Origin of the sequence: Nonomuraea africana (assembly GCF_014873535.1) — a bacterium.
Taxonomy (GTDB): domain Bacteria; phylum Actinomycetota; class Actinomycetes; order Streptosporangiales; family Streptosporangiaceae; genus Nonomuraea; species Nonomuraea africana.
In genome coordinates this window covers 9128735-9146067 of record NZ_JADBEF010000001.1, presented here as the reverse complement: position 1 = coordinate 9146067, position 17333 = coordinate 9128735, and the positions used below count along the sequence as shown (strand labels likewise).

Annotated in this window: 17 protein-coding genes; 11 read left to right on the top strand and 6 right to left on the bottom strand. The window is 70.7% G+C overall.

Annotated features, from left to right (window positions below):
* Positions 1-5 precede the first annotated feature (5 nt).
* From chvE to araA, 7 genes are read left to right on the top strand one after another with little or no spacing between them, the layout of a single operon-like run.
* Entirely contained in the window at positions 6-1094 is a 1089-nt protein-coding gene (chvE, locus tag H4W81_RS43810; RefSeq protein WP_192780184.1) for a multiple monosaccharide ABC transporter substrate-binding protein, read from the top strand.
* A gap of 11 nt (positions 1095-1105) precedes the next feature.
* Complete coding sequence (mmsA, locus tag H4W81_RS43805) at positions 1106-2599, top strand: multiple monosaccharide ABC transporter ATP-binding protein (RefSeq protein ID WP_192780183.1); 1494 nt, start codon at positions 1106-1108, stop codon at positions 2597-2599.
* A complete protein-coding gene (gene mmsB, locus H4W81_RS43800; RefSeq protein WP_192780182.1) occupies positions 2596-3819 on the top strand; it encodes a multiple monosaccharide ABC transporter permease in 1224 nt (407 codons plus the stop codon). Before mmsA ends, mmsB begins: the two co-directional genes overlap by 4 nt.
* Positions 3820-3876: 57 nt before the next feature.
* The gene (locus H4W81_RS43795; RefSeq protein WP_192781400.1) at positions 3877-4863 is read left to right on the top strand and encodes a LacI family DNA-binding transcriptional regulator; all 987 of its coding nucleotides are present in this window, start codon (positions 3877-3879) and stop codon (positions 4861-4863) included.
* Between the two features lie 60 nt (positions 4864-4923).
* Positions 4924-6735 (top strand): ribulokinase, encoded by a 1812-nt coding sequence (araB, locus tag H4W81_RS43790; protein WP_318782533.1) that lies wholly within the window; start codon positions 4924-4926, stop codon positions 6733-6735.
* Positions 6732-7379 (top strand): L-ribulose-5-phosphate 4-epimerase, encoded by a 648-nt coding sequence (locus H4W81_RS43785; protein ID WP_192780180.1) that lies wholly within the window; start codon positions 6732-6734, stop codon positions 7377-7379. Before araB ends, H4W81_RS43785 begins: the two co-directional genes overlap by 4 nt.
* Positions 7376-8833 (top strand): L-arabinose isomerase, encoded by a 1458-nt coding sequence (gene araA / locus H4W81_RS43780; protein ID WP_192780179.1) that lies wholly within the window; start codon positions 7376-7378, stop codon positions 8831-8833. Before H4W81_RS43785 ends, araA begins: the two co-directional genes overlap by 4 nt.
* A 68-nt stretch (positions 8834-8901) precedes the next feature.
* Here araA and H4W81_RS43775 read toward each other — a convergent pair whose 3' ends face one another.
* Entirely contained in the window at positions 8902-9429 is a 528-nt protein-coding gene (locus H4W81_RS43775; RefSeq protein WP_192780178.1) for a DinB family protein, read from the bottom strand.
* A gap of 61 nt (positions 9430-9490) precedes the next feature.
* The gene (locus tag H4W81_RS43770; RefSeq protein WP_192780177.1) at positions 9491-9835 is read right to left on the bottom strand and encodes an STAS domain-containing protein; all 345 of its coding nucleotides are present in this window, start codon (positions 9833-9835) and stop codon (positions 9491-9493) included.
* 141 nt (positions 9836-9976) lie between these two features.
* Between H4W81_RS43770 and H4W81_RS43765 the strand changes: the two genes are divergently transcribed.
* Positions 9977-10456: a MarR family winged helix-turn-helix transcriptional regulator gene (locus H4W81_RS43765; protein ID WP_192780176.1), complete on the top strand. Its 480-nt coding sequence runs from the start codon at positions 9977-9979 to the stop codon at positions 10454-10456.
* Positions 10457-10933: 477 nt separating this feature from the next.
* On the opposite strand, the gene H4W81_RS43760 is transcribed toward H4W81_RS43765, so the two are convergent.
* The gene (locus H4W81_RS43760) at positions 10934-11251 is read right to left on the bottom strand and encodes a hypothetical protein (RefSeq protein ID WP_192781488.1); all 318 of its coding nucleotides are present in this window, start codon (positions 11249-11251) and stop codon (positions 10934-10936) included.
* 129 nt (positions 11252-11380) lie between these two features.
* Positions 11381-12049: a PfkB family carbohydrate kinase gene (locus tag H4W81_RS43755; RefSeq protein ID WP_318782445.1), complete on the bottom strand. Its 669-nt coding sequence runs from the start codon at positions 12047-12049 to the stop codon at positions 11381-11383.
* A 99-nt stretch (positions 12050-12148) separates the two neighbouring features.
* Here H4W81_RS43755 and H4W81_RS43750 point away from each other — a divergent pair, with 99 nt between their 5' ends.
* Positions 12149-12544 carry a YkvA family protein gene (locus H4W81_RS43750; protein WP_192780175.1) on the top strand — a complete coding sequence of 132 codons (396 nt, stop codon included), beginning with the start codon at positions 12149-12151 and terminating at the stop codon, positions 12542-12544.
* Between the two features lie 359 nt (positions 12545-12903).
* Here H4W81_RS43750 and H4W81_RS43745 read toward each other — a convergent pair whose 3' ends face one another.
* Positions 12904-14289 carry a PhoX family protein gene (locus H4W81_RS43745; RefSeq protein ID WP_192780174.1) on the bottom strand — a complete coding sequence of 462 codons (1386 nt, stop codon included), beginning with the start codon at positions 14287-14289 and terminating at the stop codon, positions 12904-12906.
* A gap of 139 nt (positions 14290-14428) precedes the next feature.
* Between H4W81_RS43745 and H4W81_RS43740 the strand changes: the two genes are divergently transcribed.
* The gene (locus H4W81_RS43740; RefSeq protein ID WP_192780173.1) at positions 14429-15343 is read left to right on the top strand and encodes an alpha/beta hydrolase; all 915 of its coding nucleotides are present in this window, start codon (positions 14429-14431) and stop codon (positions 15341-15343) included.
* Positions 15336-16910: a flavin-containing monooxygenase gene (locus H4W81_RS43735; RefSeq protein WP_192780172.1), complete on the top strand. Its 1575-nt coding sequence runs from the start codon at positions 15336-15338 to the stop codon at positions 16908-16910. Before H4W81_RS43740 ends, H4W81_RS43735 begins: the two co-directional genes overlap by 8 nt.
* A gap of 7 nt (positions 16911-16917) precedes the next feature.
* Here the strand turns inward: H4W81_RS43735 and H4W81_RS43730 are convergent, their stop codons facing one another.
* Positions 16918-17301, bottom strand: coding sequence for a PPOX class F420-dependent oxidoreductase (locus H4W81_RS43730; RefSeq protein ID WP_192780171.1), 384 nt, complete (start codon positions 17299-17301; stop codon positions 16918-16920).
* Positions 17302-17333 lie beyond the last annotated feature (32 nt).

Below are 17333 nucleotides of genomic sequence, written 5' to 3'. Positions count from 1 at the left end.
CCACGATGGGACGGACCTGGGGCATCGTCTCCGTACTCGCCCTCGCCGCCACCCTGACGGCGTGCGGTTCCAGCCAGAAGACCGTCGACGCCCAGGCCGCGCCCAGCGGCAGCGGCAGCGCGGGAGCGCTCATCGGCGTGACCATGCCGACGAAGTCGTCCGAACGCTGGATCCACGACGGCGACAACGTCAAGACGCAGCTGGAGAAGCTCGGCTACCAGGTCGACCTGCAGTACGCGGAGAACGACATCCCCACGCAGGCCAACCAGATCGAGAACCAGATCACCAAGGGCGCCAAGCTCCTGATCGTCGCCTCGATCGACGGCACCGCGCTGACCTCGCAGCTCCAGCAGGCCGCCGACAACAAGATCCCGGTCATCGCCTACGACCGGCTGATCCGCAACAGCCCCAACGTCGACTACTACGCCACCTTCGACAACTTCAAGGTCGGCGTGCAGCAGGCGACCTCGCTGCTGAAGGGCCTCGAGGCCAAGAAGCCCCCGTACAACGTCGAGCTGTTCGGCGGCTCCCCCGACGACAACAACGCGACCTTCTTCTGGAACGGCGCGATGTCGGTGCTCGAACCCAAGATCAAGGACGGCACGATCAAGGTCAGGAGCGGTCAGACCGACTTCAAGACCGCCGCCATCCTGCGCTGGGACCCCGCCACGGCGCAGAAGCGCATGGAGGACATCCTCACCAAGACCTACACCGGCGGCGAGAAGGTCGACGGCGTGCTCTCGCCGTACGACGGCCTGTCGATCGGCATCCTGTCGGCGCTGAAGAGCAACGGCTACGACCCCTACCCCGTGGTGACGGGGCAGGACGCGGAGCTGGCCTCGGTGAAGTCCATCGTCGCGGGCGAGCAGTACTCCACGATCTTCAAGGACACCCGCAAGCTGGCCGAGACCACCGTCAAGATGGCCGACGCGGTGCTCAAGGGCGGCAAGCCCGAGGTGAACAACACCACGGACTACGACAACGGCACCAAGGTCGTCCCGTCGTACCTGCTCGAGCCGGTCATCGTGGACAAGAGCAACTACGAGCAGATCATCGTCGGCGGCAACTACTACACGGCGGACCAGCTCAAGTGAGCATCCTCCAGATGAGCGGCATCACCAAGACCTTTCCGGGGGTGAAGGCGCTCAACGACGTCAACCTCACCGTACGCCGCGGCGAGATCCACGCCATCTGCGGCGAGAACGGCGCGGGCAAGTCGACGCTGATGAAGGTGCTGTCTGGAGTCCACCCGCACGGCGACTACGAGGGCGAGATCCTCTTCGAGGGGCGGCGCTGCGCGTTCGGCGGCATCCGCGACAGCGAGCGGGCCGGCATCGTCATCATCCACCAGGAGCTGGCGCTCAGCCCGCAGCTGTCGATCGCGGAGAACATCTTCCTCGGCAACGAGCGGGCCAGGCGTGGCTTCATCGACTGGAACCGCACCAACTTCGAGGCGGGCGAGCTGATGAGGCGCGTCGGCCTGCGGGAGAACCCGGTGACGACGGTGTCGGACCTCGGCGTGGGCAAGCAACAGCTCGTCGAGATCGCCAAGGCCCTGTCGAAGGACGTGAAGCTGCTCATCCTCGACGAGCCGACCGCCGCGCTGAACGACGACGACTCCGCCCACCTGCTCGACCTGCTGCGCGGCCTGCGGGACGACGGCATCACCTGCGTGATCATCTCCCACAAGCTGAACGAGGTGATCGCGATCGCCGACTCCGTCACGATCATCAGGGACGGCCGGACGATCGAGACGCTGGACGCGGGCGAGGTCACCGAGGAGCGCATCATCGCCGGGATGGTCGGCCGGGCGCTGGACAACCGCTTCCCTCCGCGCGAGCCCGCCATCGGCGAGGAGGTGCTGCGCATCGAGGACTGGACGGTCCACAGCCCGAGCCAGCCGGACCGCAAGGTGGTCGACGGCGCCGCCCTGACGCTGCGGCGCGGGGAGATCGTCGGACTCGCGGGCCTGATGGGCGCCGGCCGTACGGAGCTGGCCATGAGCGTGTTCGGCCGCGCCTACGGCACCGGTATCTCCGGGCGGATCTTCAAGAACGGCAGGCCGGTCGAGCTGCGCACCGTCCAGGACGCGATCAGGCACGGCCTGGCCTATGCCACCGAGGACCGCAAGCGGTACGGCCTCAACCTGATCGACGACATCAAGCGCAACATCTCCGCGGCCGCGCTGAAGGGGGTGTGGATCGACGAGCGGGAGGAGTACCAGGTCGCCGAGGGCTTCCACCGGAGCATGAACATCAAGGCGCCCGGGGTGTCGAGCGTGGTCGGCAAGCTCAGCGGCGGCAACCAGCAGAAGGTCGTGCTCTCGAAGTGGATCCTGACCGGGCCCGACGTGCTGATCCTCGACGAGCCGACGAGAGGCATCGACGTCGGGGCGAAGTACGAGATCTACACGATCATCAACCGGCTCGCCGCCGAGGGCAAGGCGGTGCTGGTGATCTCCTCTGAGCTGCCCGAGCTCCTGGGCCTGTGCGACCGGATCTACACCCTCTCCGAGGGCCGCATCACCGGGGAACTGCCCAGGGGTGAGGCCACACAGGAGAGCCTCATGCACCTCATGACCAAGGGAACCCCTCGATGACCATGACCACTCCGCGCGCCGCCGAGACGGAGGTCGAGGCGAAGCGGCCGCTCCGGCTCAACCTGCGATCCAGCGGCATCTACGTGGCCTTCGCGCTGATCGTCGCGCTGTTCTCGGTGCTGACCGACGGCGCGCTGCTGACGCCGCAGAACATCTCCAACATCATCGTCCAGAACTCCTACGTCCTGATCCTGGCGATCGGGATGATCCTGATCATCATCGCGGGGCACATCGACCTGTCGGTCGGCTCGGTGGTGGCGGTCACGGGGGCGCTCTCGGCGGTGCTGATGGTCAACATGGGCCTGCCGTGGCCGCTCGCCCTCCTGCTCACGATCGTCGCGGGCGGGCTCATCGGCGCGTGGCAGGGCTTCTGGGTCGCCTACTTCGGCATCCCCGCGTTCATCGTGACGCTGGCGGGCATGCTGCTGTTCCGCGCGCTCACCCTCACCGTGCTGGGCAACCAGGGCATCGGCCCCTTCCCCGACGCGGTCCGCACGCTGGCCAACGGCTTCACCGACGGCTACCTCGGCAACATCGGGCTCGGCCCCCTGGGCGGCGCCGACCTGTTCAGCCTGTTGATCGGGCTGATGGCGATCGCGGGCATGGTCGCGGCCCAGTGGCGCACCCGCTCGGCCCGCAGCGGGTACGGCCAGGCGGTCGACGCCCTGCCGCTGTTCGCGCTGAAGATGGCCGCGGGCGCCGCGCTCATCCTCTTCCTCGTGGTGCAGCTGGCCAGGTTCAAGAACCTGCCGTGGGTGCTGGTCCTGCTCGCCTTCCTGGTGCTGGGCTACTCCCTGCTGGCCAACCGCACCGTCTTCGGCCGCCGCATCTACGCCATCGGCGGCAACCTGCAGGCGGCCGTGCTGTCCGGTGTCAAGGTCAAGCAGGTCGTCTTCTGGATCTTCGTCAACATGGGCGTGCTGTCGGCGGTCGCCGGCATCATCTTCGCCGGCCGGCTCAACCAGGCGGGCCCCACCGCGGGCAACAGCTTCGAGCTGGACGCCATCGCGGCGGCCTTCATCGGCGGTGCGGCCGTGCAGGGCGGAGTCGGTAAGGTGGTCGGCGCGATCACCGGCGGCCTCATCATGGCGGTGATCAACAATGGCATGTCCCTGATCGGCTCGCCGAGCGAGCGCGTCATGCTGGTGAAGGGGGCCGTCCTGCTGGCGGCCGTGGCCTTCGACGTGTGGACCAAGCGCCGCGCCGGCGCCTCGCGCTGATCTATTCTGGGCAGGCCAGCGAAAGGAGTCCTTGTGGCCAGGCGTCGCCCCCCCGTGATGTCCGACGTTGCCAAACTCGCTGGCGTGTCGCACCAGACGGTCTCGCGGGTGCTCAACGACCACCCAAACGTGCGCGCCGAGACCCGCGCCAGGGTGCTGGCCGCGATCGACGAGCTGGGCTACCGGCGCAACCTCGTCGCCCGCGCCCTGGTCACCAGCCGCTCCCGCACGCTCGGCGTGGTCAGCTTCGACACCACCCTGTACGGCCCGGCCAGCACGATCTACGGCATCGAGCAGGCCGCCAGGACCGCCGGCTATTTCGTCAGCATCGTGAGCCTGAAGTCGCTCGACGCCTCCAGCGTGCGCGACGCCATCGAGTACCTCGCCGAGCAGGGCGTCGACGGGGTCGTCGTGGTGGCGCCGCAGCGTTCGGCGGCCCGTGCCCTGGAGACCCTGCCCGCGGGCATGCCCGCGGTGGCCGTCGAGGGCACCCATCGATCGGAGGTGTCAGCGGTCTGCATCGACCAGGTCGAGGGCGCGCGACTGGCCACCAGGCACCTGCTCGACCTGGGCCACTCGACGGTCTGGCACGTCAGCGGCCCCTCCGACTGGCTGGAGGCCGAGGGCAGGCTCGAGGGCTGGCGCTCCGCGCTGGTGGAGGCGGGCCGTCCGGTGCCCGAGCCGCTGGCGGGTGACTGGAGCCCGCGCGCGGGCTACGCCGCGGGCAGGCGCCTGGCCGCGATGGACGAGGTGACCGCGGTCTTCGCGGCCAACGACCAGATGGCGCTCGGCGTGCTGCGTGCCTTCGCCGAGGAGGGGGTCAAGGTCCCCGACGAGATCAGCATCGTGGGCTTCGACGACATCCCCGAGTCGGAGTTCTTCTCACCGCCGCTCACCACGGTCAGGCAAGACTTCGACGCGGTCGGCAGGCACTGCATCGAGGTGCTGCTCAGGCAGATCGAGGCGGTGGGCCCCGTCGAGACCGAGCGCCTCGTCGTGCCGCCCGGCTTCGTGATCAGAGCCAGCACGGCCACCGCGCCCTAACCCTTCTCCCCGACACTTTCGGTCAGCTGTATGGAGCTTTATGTGAACGCTAACAGTCACGTGGTCGGCGTCGACTTCGGGACGCTGTCCGGACGCGCCGTCGTCGTGCGCGTCTCGGACGGCGCCGAGGTGGGCAGCGCCGTGCACGAGTACGCCCACGGGGTCATCGAGGAGTACCTGCCCGGCTCCTCCACCCGCCTGGGACCCGACTGGGCGCTCCAGTCACCCCAGGACTGGCTCGACGTGCTGCGCTTCGCCGTACCCGCCGCGATGGCGGCGGCGGGCGTCTCCCCCTCGCAGATCGTCGGCATCGGGACCGACTTCACCGCCTGCACCGTGCTGCCGGCCACCGCGGACGGCACGCCGCTGTGCTTCGAGACGCCCTCGGTGCCGCACGCGTGGCCGAAACTGTGGAAGCACCACGCGGCGCAGGCGCACGCGGACCGGATCAACGCGCTGGCGGCTTCGCGGGGGGAGGCGTGGCTGCCGCGCTACGGCGGCAAGATCTCCTCGGAGTGGGAGTTCGCCAAGGGGCTGCAGGTCCTGGAGGAGGACCCTGCGGTCTACGAGCGGGCCGCGCGGTGGATCGAGGCGGCGGACTGGATCGTCTGGCAGCTCACGGGCGTGGAGACGCGCAACGTCTGCACCGCTGGATACAAGGGGATCTTCCAGGACGGTGGCTATCCGTCGGCCGACTTCCTCGGCGCCCTGAATCCGGGCTTCGCGAGCTTCGTCGAGAAGCTCACGGTGACCACCCCGACCCTCGAAACCCCCGCCGCCGTGACTCCCGTGCTGGCGCCGCTCGGGGGGCTGGCCGGGCGGCTCAGCGCCCAGGCGGCCGAGTGGACCGGACTGCCCGAGGGGGTCGCCGTCGCGGTCGGCAACGTGGACGCGCACGTGACCGCGGCCGCCGCCGACGCGGTACGGCCCGGCCAGATGGTGGCCATCATGGGCACCTCCACCTGCCACGTCATGCCCTCCGACCGGCTGGCCGAGGTGCCCGGCATGTGCGGCGTCGTACGCGACGGCATCGTGCCGGGCCTCTGGGGCTACGAGGCGGGGCAGTCAGGGGTGGGGGACATCTTCGCCTGGTTCGTCGACAACGCCGTGCCCTCCTCGTACGCCGAGGCGGCGAAGGCGCGCGGCCTGTCCGTCCACGAGCACCTGACCGAGCTGGCGGCCGCTCAGGCGGTCGGCGAGCACGGGCTGGTCGCCCTCGACTGGCACAACGGCAACCGCTCCATCCTCGTCGACCACCACCTCTCCGGCGTGATCGTCGGGCAGACCCTGGCCACCAGGCCCGAGGACGTCTACCGGGCGCTCATCGAGGCGACGGCGTTCGGCGCCCGCCTCATCGTGGAGACCTTCGAGGCGTCGGACGTCCCCGTGGAGGAGTTCGTCGTCGCGGGGGGTCTGTTGAAGAACCGCTTCCTCATGCAGGTGTACGCCGACGTGCTGCGCCGTCCGCTGTCGGTGATCGGCTCCGAGCAGGGGCCCGCGCTCGGCTCGGCCATCCACGCCGCCGTCGCCGCCGGGGCGTACGGAGACATCGGGGAGGCGGCCGCCGCGATGGGCAAACGCACCACCGCCGCCTACCTACCGGACGAGAAGGCCGCCGACGCCTACGACCTTCTGTATGCCGAATACCGCAGGCTGCACGACTTCTTCGGCGACGGTGCCATCCTGCACACCCTCCGCCGTCTCCGGAACTCCGCCACCCCCTCCCTCGCCATCGACCCCGGAACCGCCTACCTGGCGTCCGGGGTCGGGACCACCGAGCCACCCGAGAGAGCCCAAGGCAGCGAGGCCGGGGTCACCGAGGTCGGCCGGTCGGGGCGAGCCGGTGCTCATGGAAGCGAGGCGCGGGCATGAGGAAGATCGTGTGCGAGCTGCACGCCGAGCTGGTCCGCAACAACCTCGTCGCCTGGACCGCGGGCAACGTCTCAGGCCGGGTCCCCGGCGAGGACCTGTTCGTCATCAAGCCCTCAGGGGTCTCCTACGACGAGCTGACCCCCGCCGCCATGGTCGTCTGCGACCTCGACGGCAACCTGGTCGAGGGCGAGCACGCGCCCTCCAGTGACACCGCCGCCCATGCCTACGTCTACCGGCACATGCCCGAGGTCGGCGGGGTGGTGCACACCCACTCCACCTACGCCTCCGCCTGGGCCTCGCGCAACGAGCCGATCCCGTGCGTGCTGACCGCCATGGCCGACGAGTTCGGCGGCGAGATCCCGATCGGTCCCTTCGCGCTGATCGGGGACGACTCGATCGGGCAGGGCATCGTCCGGACGCTGAAGGGCCACCGCTCGCCCGCCGTCCTCATGCGCAACCACGGGGTGTTCACCATCGGCAAGGACCCCAAGGCGGCCGTCAAGGCCGCGGTGATGTGCGAGGACGTGGCCCGCACCGTGCACATCGCCCGCCAGCTGGGCGAGCCGCTGCCCATCCCGCAGGCCGACATCGACCGTTTGTACGACCGCTATCAGAACGTCTATGGACAGAGGAGCCCCCGTTGAGCATCTGGTTTCTGACCGGCAGCCAAGGGTTGTACGGCGAGGACACCCTGCGCCAGGTGGCCGAGCAGTCCCGGCGGATCGCCGCCCAGCTGCCTGTCGAGGTGGAGTGGAAGCCGGTCCTGACCGACGCCGCCGCCATCCGGCGGATGATGCTGGAGGCCAACGCCGACGACGACTGCGCGGGCGTGGTCGCGTGGATGCACACCTTCTCCCCAGCGAAGATGTGGATCGCCGGGCTGGACGCGTTGCGCAAGCCGTTGCTGCACCTGCACACGCAGGCCGACGTCGCGCTGCCGTGGAGCTCCATCGACATGGACTTCATGAACCTCAACCAGGCCGCGCACGGTGACAGGGAGTTCGGCTTCGTCCAGACCAGGCTGGGCGTTCCCCGCAAGACGGTGGCGGGGCACGTGAGCGATCCCGCGGTGGCCGCCCGCCTCCTGGCGTGGACCCGCGCCGCGACCGGCCTGCGCGAGCTGCGCACGCTGAAGCTGGCCCGTTTCGGCGACAACATGCGCGACGTCGCCGTCACCGAGGGCGACAAGGTCGAGGCGCAGCTACGGTTCGGGGTGTCGGTGAACACCTATGGGGTCAACGACCTGGTCGAGGCCGTCGACGCCGCCGCGGACACCGACATCGACGCCCTGGTCCTGAAATATCAGGACCTGTATAAGATCGCTCCCTCTCTCCTCGGCGAGCGGCACGAGTCGTTGCGCTACGCGGCCCGCATCGAGCTCGGCCTGCGGCACTTCCTCGAGGCAGGCGGCTTCAAGGCGTTCACCACCAACTTCGAGGATCTCGGCGGCCTGCGCCAGCTGCCCGGCCTCGCCGTCCAGCGGCTGATGGCCGACGGGTACGGCTTCGGCGGCGAGGGCGACTGGAAGACGTCGGCGCTGCTGCGCACGCTGAAGGCGATGGCCCCCGACGGCGGCACCTCCTTCATGGAGGACTACACCTACCACCTGACACCCGGCGAGGAGCTCGTCCTCGGCGCGCACATGCTCGAGGTCTGCCCCTCGATCGCCTCCGGCACCCCGTCGTGCGAGATCCATCCGCTGTCCATCGGCGGCAGGGAGGACCCCGTCCGCCTGGTCTTCGACGCGACGCCAGGCCCGGGTCTGGTGGTCGGGCTCGCCGACCTGGGCGACCGCTTCCGGCTGGTGGCCAACGAGATCGACGTGACCGCCCCGCTGGAGCCGCTGCCCAGCCTGCCGGTGGCGCGGGCGGTCTGGCGGCCCAGGCCGAACCTGCGCACCTCGGCCGAGGCCTGGCTGACGGCGGGCGCCCCGCACCACACGGTGCTGTCGACGGCCGTCGGCGTGGAGGAGCTGACCGATCTGGCCGACATGCTGGAGGTCGAGCTACTGGTGATCGACGCCGACACCACGATGCGGCAGTTCACCAAGGAACTGCGCTGGAACCAGGCCTATCACCGGCTCTCCAGGGGGCTGTGACCACCTGGCGCGCGAGCCGGCCGGACCCGCCGGACGACGGCCACGCCCTCGTCCGGCCGATCGGGTTCTCACACCGCCGAGGCGGCGCGCACCAGGCGGAGCTGGCCGATCTCGGCGGCGTTCTTCATCAGTTCGGCGTTCACCCAGGCGACCATGTGGGCCACGGTCATGCCGGAATCGGCCGGCCAGGGGAAGGGTGCGACGGTGTCGAGGTCGGCGTCGGTGAGCCGGTCCAGGACCGCCAGCCACTCGTCGCGCAGGCCGCGCAGCCAGGCCACGGCCGCCTCACCGTCGCCGGGCCAGGTGATCGCGACGCGCTCGCGCGGCGTGCGACCCTGCGCGTGGTCGAGGGTGACACTCCACCACCAGCCGATGTGCCAGGTGAGCCAGCCGATGGTAGGGACGGGGACGGGGTCGAGCTCGGCTTCGTCCCAGTCGGGCAGCCAGACCCCGGCATCGCCCGGCCGTACGGTCCAGTGACGGGAGGCGGGCTCCCACAGGAAGTCCTCGGGCTGAAGGTGCTCGAGGTGGAGCTCGAACAGCGACCAGGTGAGGTCGAACTGCCAGCGCAGCAGATCACGACGGGAAACAGACACCGGCCGATCCTGGCACACCGCCCTGCCCCGCTCGAAGCCTTTTTCGACCAGCGGGAACGAATCAGCAGGGGAAGAGCAGGACGCCGCTCGGGCGCAGGTCGAGGACCCGGTCCAGGCCGCGTGCCGCCAGCAGTGCGCGCACCGGGGCGTCCACTCCCGTGACGGTCATCCAACCGCCGGTGTCGCGCGCGTACCTGTCCGCGCCCATGAGCGCCGACAGGGCGAAGGAGTCGATGGACCGCAGGCCGGTGAGATCGACGTCCACCCGCGGCGGCTGGTGCGCGGCCAGCGCCCTGGCCAGCCAGGACTGCAGTAGCGGTACGGCGGTCAGGTCGACCTCTCCCGACAGCCGGACCGTGGCCACGTCGTCGCTCGTCACCGCGCTGAGGACGAATGTGGCTGGCATGTGCCGTCCTTCCGGTAGCTGTGGATTGCCGGGGAAGTCCCGCGTCCTGAGCACTCGGTCCCCGTAATCCTTGCACACTGCAAAGAACTGTCCGGGCTTCTGCCCCGCTCCCGCAGGGTGCACCGTGTAGAAACCATGTCCATGGGAGAGCAAGAGGATCTGTCCGCGGTGACCTCCGCGGTGCTGACCGGTTCGCGGCTGCTGGTCGCCATAGCCGCCAGGTCGCTGGCGGCGGTCGAGGACAGGATCACGCTGCCCCAGTTCCGCATGCTGGTCGTGCTGGCCGGCCAGGGCCGGACCAAGCTGGTGACGCTGGCCGAGCGGCTCGACGTCAATCCCTCCACCGCGATGCGCATGGCCGACCGCCTGGCGGCCTCGGGGTTCATCGTGCGGGAGGTCAACCCGAGCAACAGGAGGGAGACGCTGATCGGCCTCACCACGGACGGCCGCCGCATCGTGGACGAGGTCATGGGGCGGCGCCGCGAGGAGATCGCCGCCATCGTCTCCAGGCTGTCGGCCGAGCAGCGTGTCGCGCTGGTCTCGGCGATGGCCGCCTTCACCGCGGCGGGTGGCGAGCCGTCCGCCGGTGCTCCGTACCCGCTGGGCTGGCCAGAGGCCTGACAGGCGCATTGCGCTCATCGTTGCGTGATGCAAGAGTGACCCGAGGAGTTCCCGGCCGAAAGCGAGCATGAACCATTCCAGCCAACGGCTGATCGTCGCCCTGCCGTACCTGATGATGGTCGTGGTGGGCTCGATCGACCTGCTGTCGGGGCCGGAGATCGGCTTCCTGCCGCTGGTGGCGCTGGGTCCCGCGTTCGCCAGCCTGGCCGGTGGGGTGCGGCGGACGGCGACGATCGGGCTGGTCGCGCTGCTGCTGTGCGTGCTGCTCGCGTCCTACAACAACGTGCTGGGCAGCAGGCGCAGCTTCACCAGCCTGGCCAGCGTCATCGGCGTCACGGCGGCGGGAATGGTGGCCGCCGCCGGAAGGCAGCGTCGCGAGAAGGAACTGGCCGACGTCCGCTCGATCGCCGAGGTGGCCCAGCGGGTGCTGCTGCGCCCTGTCCCCCGCCGGGCGGGGCATCTGCGGGCGGCGGTCTCCTACACCTCCGCCGTGGCCGAGGCGCGCATCGGCGGCGATCTGTACGAGGTCGTCACCGCGCCGGGCGGCGCCAGGGTGATCGTCGGCGACGTCCAGGGCAAGGGCCTCGAAGCGGTCGAGACCGCGGCGGTCGTGCTGGGGCCTTCCGCGAGGCCGCCCATGGCGACAGGCGAGGGGAGTTCTATCCGCTCGCCGACCGCGTCTCCCTGCTCAGGGCGGACGACCCCGAGGCCGCGCTCGAGGCGCTCAGGCTCGATCTCGTCGCGCACGTCGACGGCCCGCTGCACGACGACGCCGCCATGCTCCTCCTGCGCCACCTGGGCTGACCGTGTCCGACCGGCTCGTCGCCGCCCGCACGCTGGTCGTCACAGGCGGGCCCGAGTCGTTCGCCAGGGCGGGCGCCGGGCTGCGCGTCCTGGTGACCGAGGGGCCCTCGCAGGCGCGGATCAGCCGTCCGCGCCCAGCGCCGCGGCCCACGGCGGGTTCGCGCCCGCCACCGTGCACGTCAGCGCGGCGACCCGGACGGCGAAGGCCAGGGCGTCGCCCAGCTCGCCCGTCCCAAGCGCGGTGATGCGCCCGCCGAGGAGGCCGAGCGCGTCCAGCCGGTGCAGCAGGCCCACGGTGAAGGCGTCTCCCGCGCCGACCGTGTCGACCACCTCGACGGCGGGGGCGGCCACGTCCAGCCGCGTGCCGTCGAGTGAGGCGGTCACGCCGTCCGCGCCCCTGGTCACCAGCACCAGCCTGGTGCCCGCCGCGTGCAGGTCTGCGCAGAAGCCGTCGAACGAACCGAGGTGGGCCAGGTCCTCCTCGCTCACCTTGACGATGTCGGCCAGTGCCGCCCAGCGGGGCAGCGCGGCCCGGTAGACGCCGGGATCGACCAGGAGCGGGCGGATGTTGGGGTCGATGGAGATCGTCGCCGAGGGGCGGGCGCCGGCGAGGAACTCCTCGATCCGTGCGGCGCCCGGCTCGCGGACCAGCGCCAGCGAGCCGGTGTGGAGGGCGCAGACGCCTCCGAGGTCGACGGCGGCCAGTTCGCCCGCCGTCCACTGCCAGTCGGCGGTGCCCTCGGCGTGGAAGCAGTAGCTGGCCCTGCCCTCGCCGTCGAGCGTCGCCACGGCGCCGAAGTGAGGGGGCGAATGTCGGAGCGGACCACGAGGCCGTCGGTCCCAGCGAGAGCTTAAGGGGCAGGCTGCGGGCGCCGCTATCGTGGCCCTATGGGTATCGCGCTGGGGATCGCCGCAGGGCTGGCCGCCGGCTGGCTGCTGCTGATCGCCGCTCTCGCCCTGGCCCGGCCGAAGGGCGGCCTGCTGCGCGAGGCGCTGCGCATCCTGCCCGACCTGGTACGGCTGCTGCGCGACCTGGCCGCAGACCCCGACCTCCCGCGCGGCGTGCGGGTACGGCTCGGCCTGCTGCTGGCCTACCTGGCCATGCCCTTCGACCTGGTCCCCGACTTCGTGCCGGTGCTGGGCTACGCCGACGACGCCATCGTGGTGACCCTGGTGCTGCGCTCGGTGGTGCGGCGGGCGGGGCTGCCTGCCGTACGGGCCAGGTGGCGGGGCACCCCCGAAGGCTTCACCGCCCTCTGCCGCCTGACCGGCCTGGCCCCCTGACCCGTCCGTACATGTTCGGACGTAGTCTCTTCCGGTGCGACTACGTCCGGAGTTGACGGGGCAGCCCTGGCCGTCGATGAACCACCGCCAGGTCACGGCCGAGCTGGTGCTGGCGGGCTGGGTGCCCTGCGGCCTCGGCGACTGGCGACGGCGCTGCGCTCCCCCGTGCGGAGGGCGCTGGACGGCAGGGTCGTGCTCATCGACGTGTTTGCATGGACGGCGCCGCCCTCTACGGACAGATCCTCGAGGACGCCGCCGTCGTCGGCGACCGGCTCCCCGGCGCCGGCTACCTGCTGGACATATTCCCTACATCGCCCGCGAGAGCACCCCCGAGGAGATCCAGGCCCTCCGCGACGCGCTCAGAGCGAGCCGTTCTCCCACGGCCCGGTGATCGCGAAGGTGATGCCCGGCGTCTGGATGTTGGCGAACAGCCACCCGCCGTCCTTGCTGTCGAAGGTGGATCCGCACCACTCCGAGCCCGTGTAGTTCCCGGGGGCGACCGACTTGCCCGGCACCCCGCCGGCGGGGATGACCACCGCGTTCTCCGCGAACGGGAAGATCTCGCCGTCCGTGGTGAGGCCGTGCAGGTACTCCACGCCGGAGCCGTCCTCGCACAGCACGATGCCGCCCCGGGGGCTGACGCAGATGTTGTCGGGGTTGTTCAGCACGGACGCGTTCGGCGAGGCGAACAGCACCCGCATCGTGCCGGCGGCGAGGTCGTACTCGAAGACCTGGCCCTGCCCGGTGGGTCCGCCGCTGGTGCTGACGATGTAGATCTTGCCCTCGTGGTACCAGGCGCCCTCCAGGCGGCGGAAGGACGCGCCGCCCTTGGCGATGCCCTGCCGCACGACGCCGGGCTCACCGGGGCCCGGGTCGGGGTTGTCGATCACGACCCAGTCGATCTCGGGGTAGACGGTGCCCGTCCCGTCGGCGTAGGTCGTGTAGGCGCCGCCGCCGATCTTCATCATCTCCAGGACACCTCCCTGGGCCAGGTCGCCGCGCACGGTCGGGCGGAACCTGTACAGGCCGCTCGGCGTGGCGTCCTCGGTCTCGTACACGTAGCCGGTGGCGGGGTCCACGGCGACGGCCTCGTGCGAGAACCTGCCCATCTCCTTGTACGGCCTGGCGTCGCTGATCCCGTCGTGCGGGACCTCGAAGACGTAGCCGTGCCGTACCGAGCCGTTGATCTCGGTCGTCTCCTCGCACGACAGCCAGGTCCCCCACGGCGTGGGTCCGCCCGCGCAGTTGCGGATGGTCCCCGAGAGGCTGGCATAGCTGTGGACGAACTCACCCCTGCGGGTGTCGAAGACCAGCGTCGTGGTGCCGCCGCCGGCGGTGGGGTTGTAGGCGGGCTCGACGAAGGCGCCCGAGTAGGCGCCCACCTCGTGGTTGCGGACCAGCGCCGTCCAGTGGCCCTTGCCCGAGCCCTTGACCTGGCTCTTCAGCTTGCCGCTCGGCTGGAAGGCGGCCATGCCGTCGTGCATGGGCGGGGTCGGCCGCCCGTCGGACATGAGGTCGCCGGTCCAGCCGTGCGTCAGGTACTCGAAGCCCTTGGGCAGCTTGAGCAGCTCCAGGCCGGTGGTCTGGTCCTTCACCGGTGAGAGCGGCCCGTAGTCGGGGCTGAAGGCGCGCTTCACCATCGTCGAGGCGTCAGCCGTACGCGCGGACAACGCCGCCAGCGGACCGCCTGCCACCATGCCGATTGCGGCGGCGCGGAGGAAGCCGCGCCGGTCGATGTGTGTCATGCGACGTACCATCCAGCCTTCCGCTGGCCGTACGGCAACGCGGAAATGTCGCCCACGCGACCGCCCGATGGCCCGTTGACCTCTCCGGCCCGCCAACCTACGGTCAAGTTCTAGAACGTCGTTCTACAGAGGAGGCCCCATGGCCCTGGACGAAGCGACGACCGCCCTGCTCACCCAGATGGCGCAGGCCGAGGTGCCGCCCCTCGAGGAGCTGTCCCCGCAGCAGGCTCGCGCCCTCTCCAAGGCGATGGCCGCCCAGAGCATCGCGACTGCCCCCGAGATGCTCACGACGAGGGAGACCGACGAGCCTGGAGTGCCGGTCAGGGTCCTGGTGCCGGGCGAGGCGCCGCCCGCGGTCATCGTCTACTACCACGGGGGCGGCTGGGTGCTCGCCGACATCGACCAGTACGACACGCTCGGCAGGCGGCTGGCCGCGCGCACCGGCTGCGCGGTCGTGCTGGTCGACTACCGCAAGGCGCCCGAGCATCCGTACCCCGCGGCGGTCGAGGACTCGTGGGCGGCCCTCCGCTGGACGGCGGATCACCTCGAGGAGATCGCGGGTGCGCCGGTCCCGCTGGTCGTGGCCGGGGACAGCGCGGGCGGCAACCTGTCGGCGGTCATGGCCAGGCGCGCCCGCGACCACGGAGGGCCCGCGGTCGCGCTGCAGATCCTGATCTACCCGGTGACCGACTGCGACCTCGAGACCGACTCCTACCGCGACCTCGCCAACCAGCTCATGCTGACCAGGGACGGCATGGCGTGGTTCTGGAACCACTACCTGCCCGACCTGCCCTCGCGTGAGGACGCGGACGCCTCTCCCCTCCGCGCCAAGAACCTGTCGGGGCTCGCCCCCGCGGTCGTGCTCACCGCCGAGCACGACGTGCTGCGCGACGAGGGCGAGGCCTACGCGGAACGGCTGCGCGAGGCGGGCGTGCCGGTCGAGCTGCGCCGCTTCGACGGCCAGATGCACGGGTTCTTCACCATGATCGGATTACTGCCCGGCAGCGGCGCCGCCTTCGACCTCATCACCGAGAGCGTGGACCGGCATGTTTGACGCGATCATCGTCGGCGCCGGCCTGTCCGGGCTCTACGCGCTGCACCGGCTGCGCGGCCTCGGGCTGCGGGTGAAGGTCTTCGAGGCGGGCGACGGCGTCGGCGGCACCTGGCACTGGAACCGCTACCCCGGCGCCCGCTGCGACGTCGAGAGCGTCGACTACTCCTACTCCTTCTCCCCCGAGCTGGAGCAGGAGTGGATCTGGACGGAGAGGTATCCGGGTCAGCCGGAGATCCTGGCCTACCTCGACCACGTCGCCGACCGCTTCGACCTGCGCCGCGACATCCAGCTCGGCACGCGTGTGCGCGCCGCCCGCTTCGACGGGCGCTGGCACGTCACGACCGAGGCGGGCGAGCAGGCCTCGGCCCGCTACCTCGTCATGGCGACCGGTTGCCTGTCGGTGCCCAAGCCCGTCGAGGTCGACGGCCTGGCGAGCTTCGGCGGCGAGTGGTACCACACGGGCCGCTGGCCGCACGAGGGCGTCGACTTCACCGGCAGGCGGGTCGGCGTGGTCGGCACCGGCTCCTCCGGCATCCAGTCGATCCCGATCATCGCCGAGCAGGCCGGTCACCTCACTGTCTTCCAGCGCACGCCCAACTTCAGCCTGCCCGCCTTCAACCGGCCGCTCGCGCCCGAGACGCTGCGGGCGGTGAAGGCCGCGTACGGCGAGCGCCGCAGGCTCGCGAGGGAGACGCACTCCGGCATCCCCGCCGAGCCTGCCGTCCAGTCGGCGCACGAGGTCGACCCCGACGAACGGCGGGCCCGCTACCAGGCCGGATGGGAGCGCGGTTCGCTGGTGGGCATCCTCGGCGCCTACACCGACCTGCTCATCGACAGAGCCGCCAACGACACCGCCGCCGAGTTCGTTCGGTCGAAGATCCGCGAGCTGGTCGAGGACCCCGCGAAGGCCGACCTGCTCTCGCCGCGGGACCACCCCTTCGGCACCAAGCGGCCGTGCCTCGACTCCGGCTACTTCGAGACGTTCAACCGCGACGACGTCACCCTGGTCGACGTGCGCGCGGACCCGATCGCCCAGATCACCCCGAAGGGGCTGCGCACCGCGGCGGGCGCGGAGTACGAGCTCGACACCCTCGTCTTCGCCACCGGCTTCGACGCGATGACGGGCGCGCTCACCGCCGTCGACCTCCGTGGCGCGGACGGCCGGTCGCTCAGGCGGACATGGGAGGCCGGCCCGCGCGCCTACCTCGGGCTCGCCGTCGCCGGTTTCCCCAACCTGTTCACCGTCACGGGGCCGGGCAGCCCGTCCGTGCTGAGCAACATGGTGGTCTCCATCGAGCAGCACGTCGACTGGATCGCCGACTGCCTGGCCTTCCTCGACGGGCGGACGATCGAGGCCACGGCCGAGGCGCAGCAGGCGTGGACCGCGCACGTGGCCGAGGTCGGCGCCGCCACCCTGTATCCGACCGCCGACTCGTGGTACATGGGCGCCAACGTGCCGGGCAAGCCGCGCGTGTTCATGCCGTACGCCGGAGGGGTCGCCCTCTACCGCCAGCTGTGCGAGGAGGTGGCGGCCAAGGACTACGAGGGGTTCACGATCACCAGGTGAGGCGGCGTCAGCCGAAGTTCACGGCGACCGCGTGGGCGGGCGACACCAGGAACACCACCCGCTCCTCGCCCCTCGGGTACGGCCCGCCGGTGTACTTGTGGGAGATCCTGTCGATGATCTCCCACGCCGCCTCGCCGTCGAGGAGTTCGGCGGTGCCGCGCACGGTGGCCATCATGAACGGATTGTCGTGGGCGGTGATGGAGAGGGCAACCCGGGGGTCTCGCGCGAGGTTGCGCGCCTTGCGCGAGCCTGGCCCGGTGAGGAAGGCGATCCTTTCGCCCTCGACGCCGACCCACAGCGGCACGCTGTGCGGCGCGCCGTCCGGCCCGACCGTGGCGACGTGCGCGTAGTTGGGGCCTTCGAAGAGCGCGCGAACGTCCTGGGAGAGCATCGGTCTTCCTCCGCGTGGTCGGCGACAACACC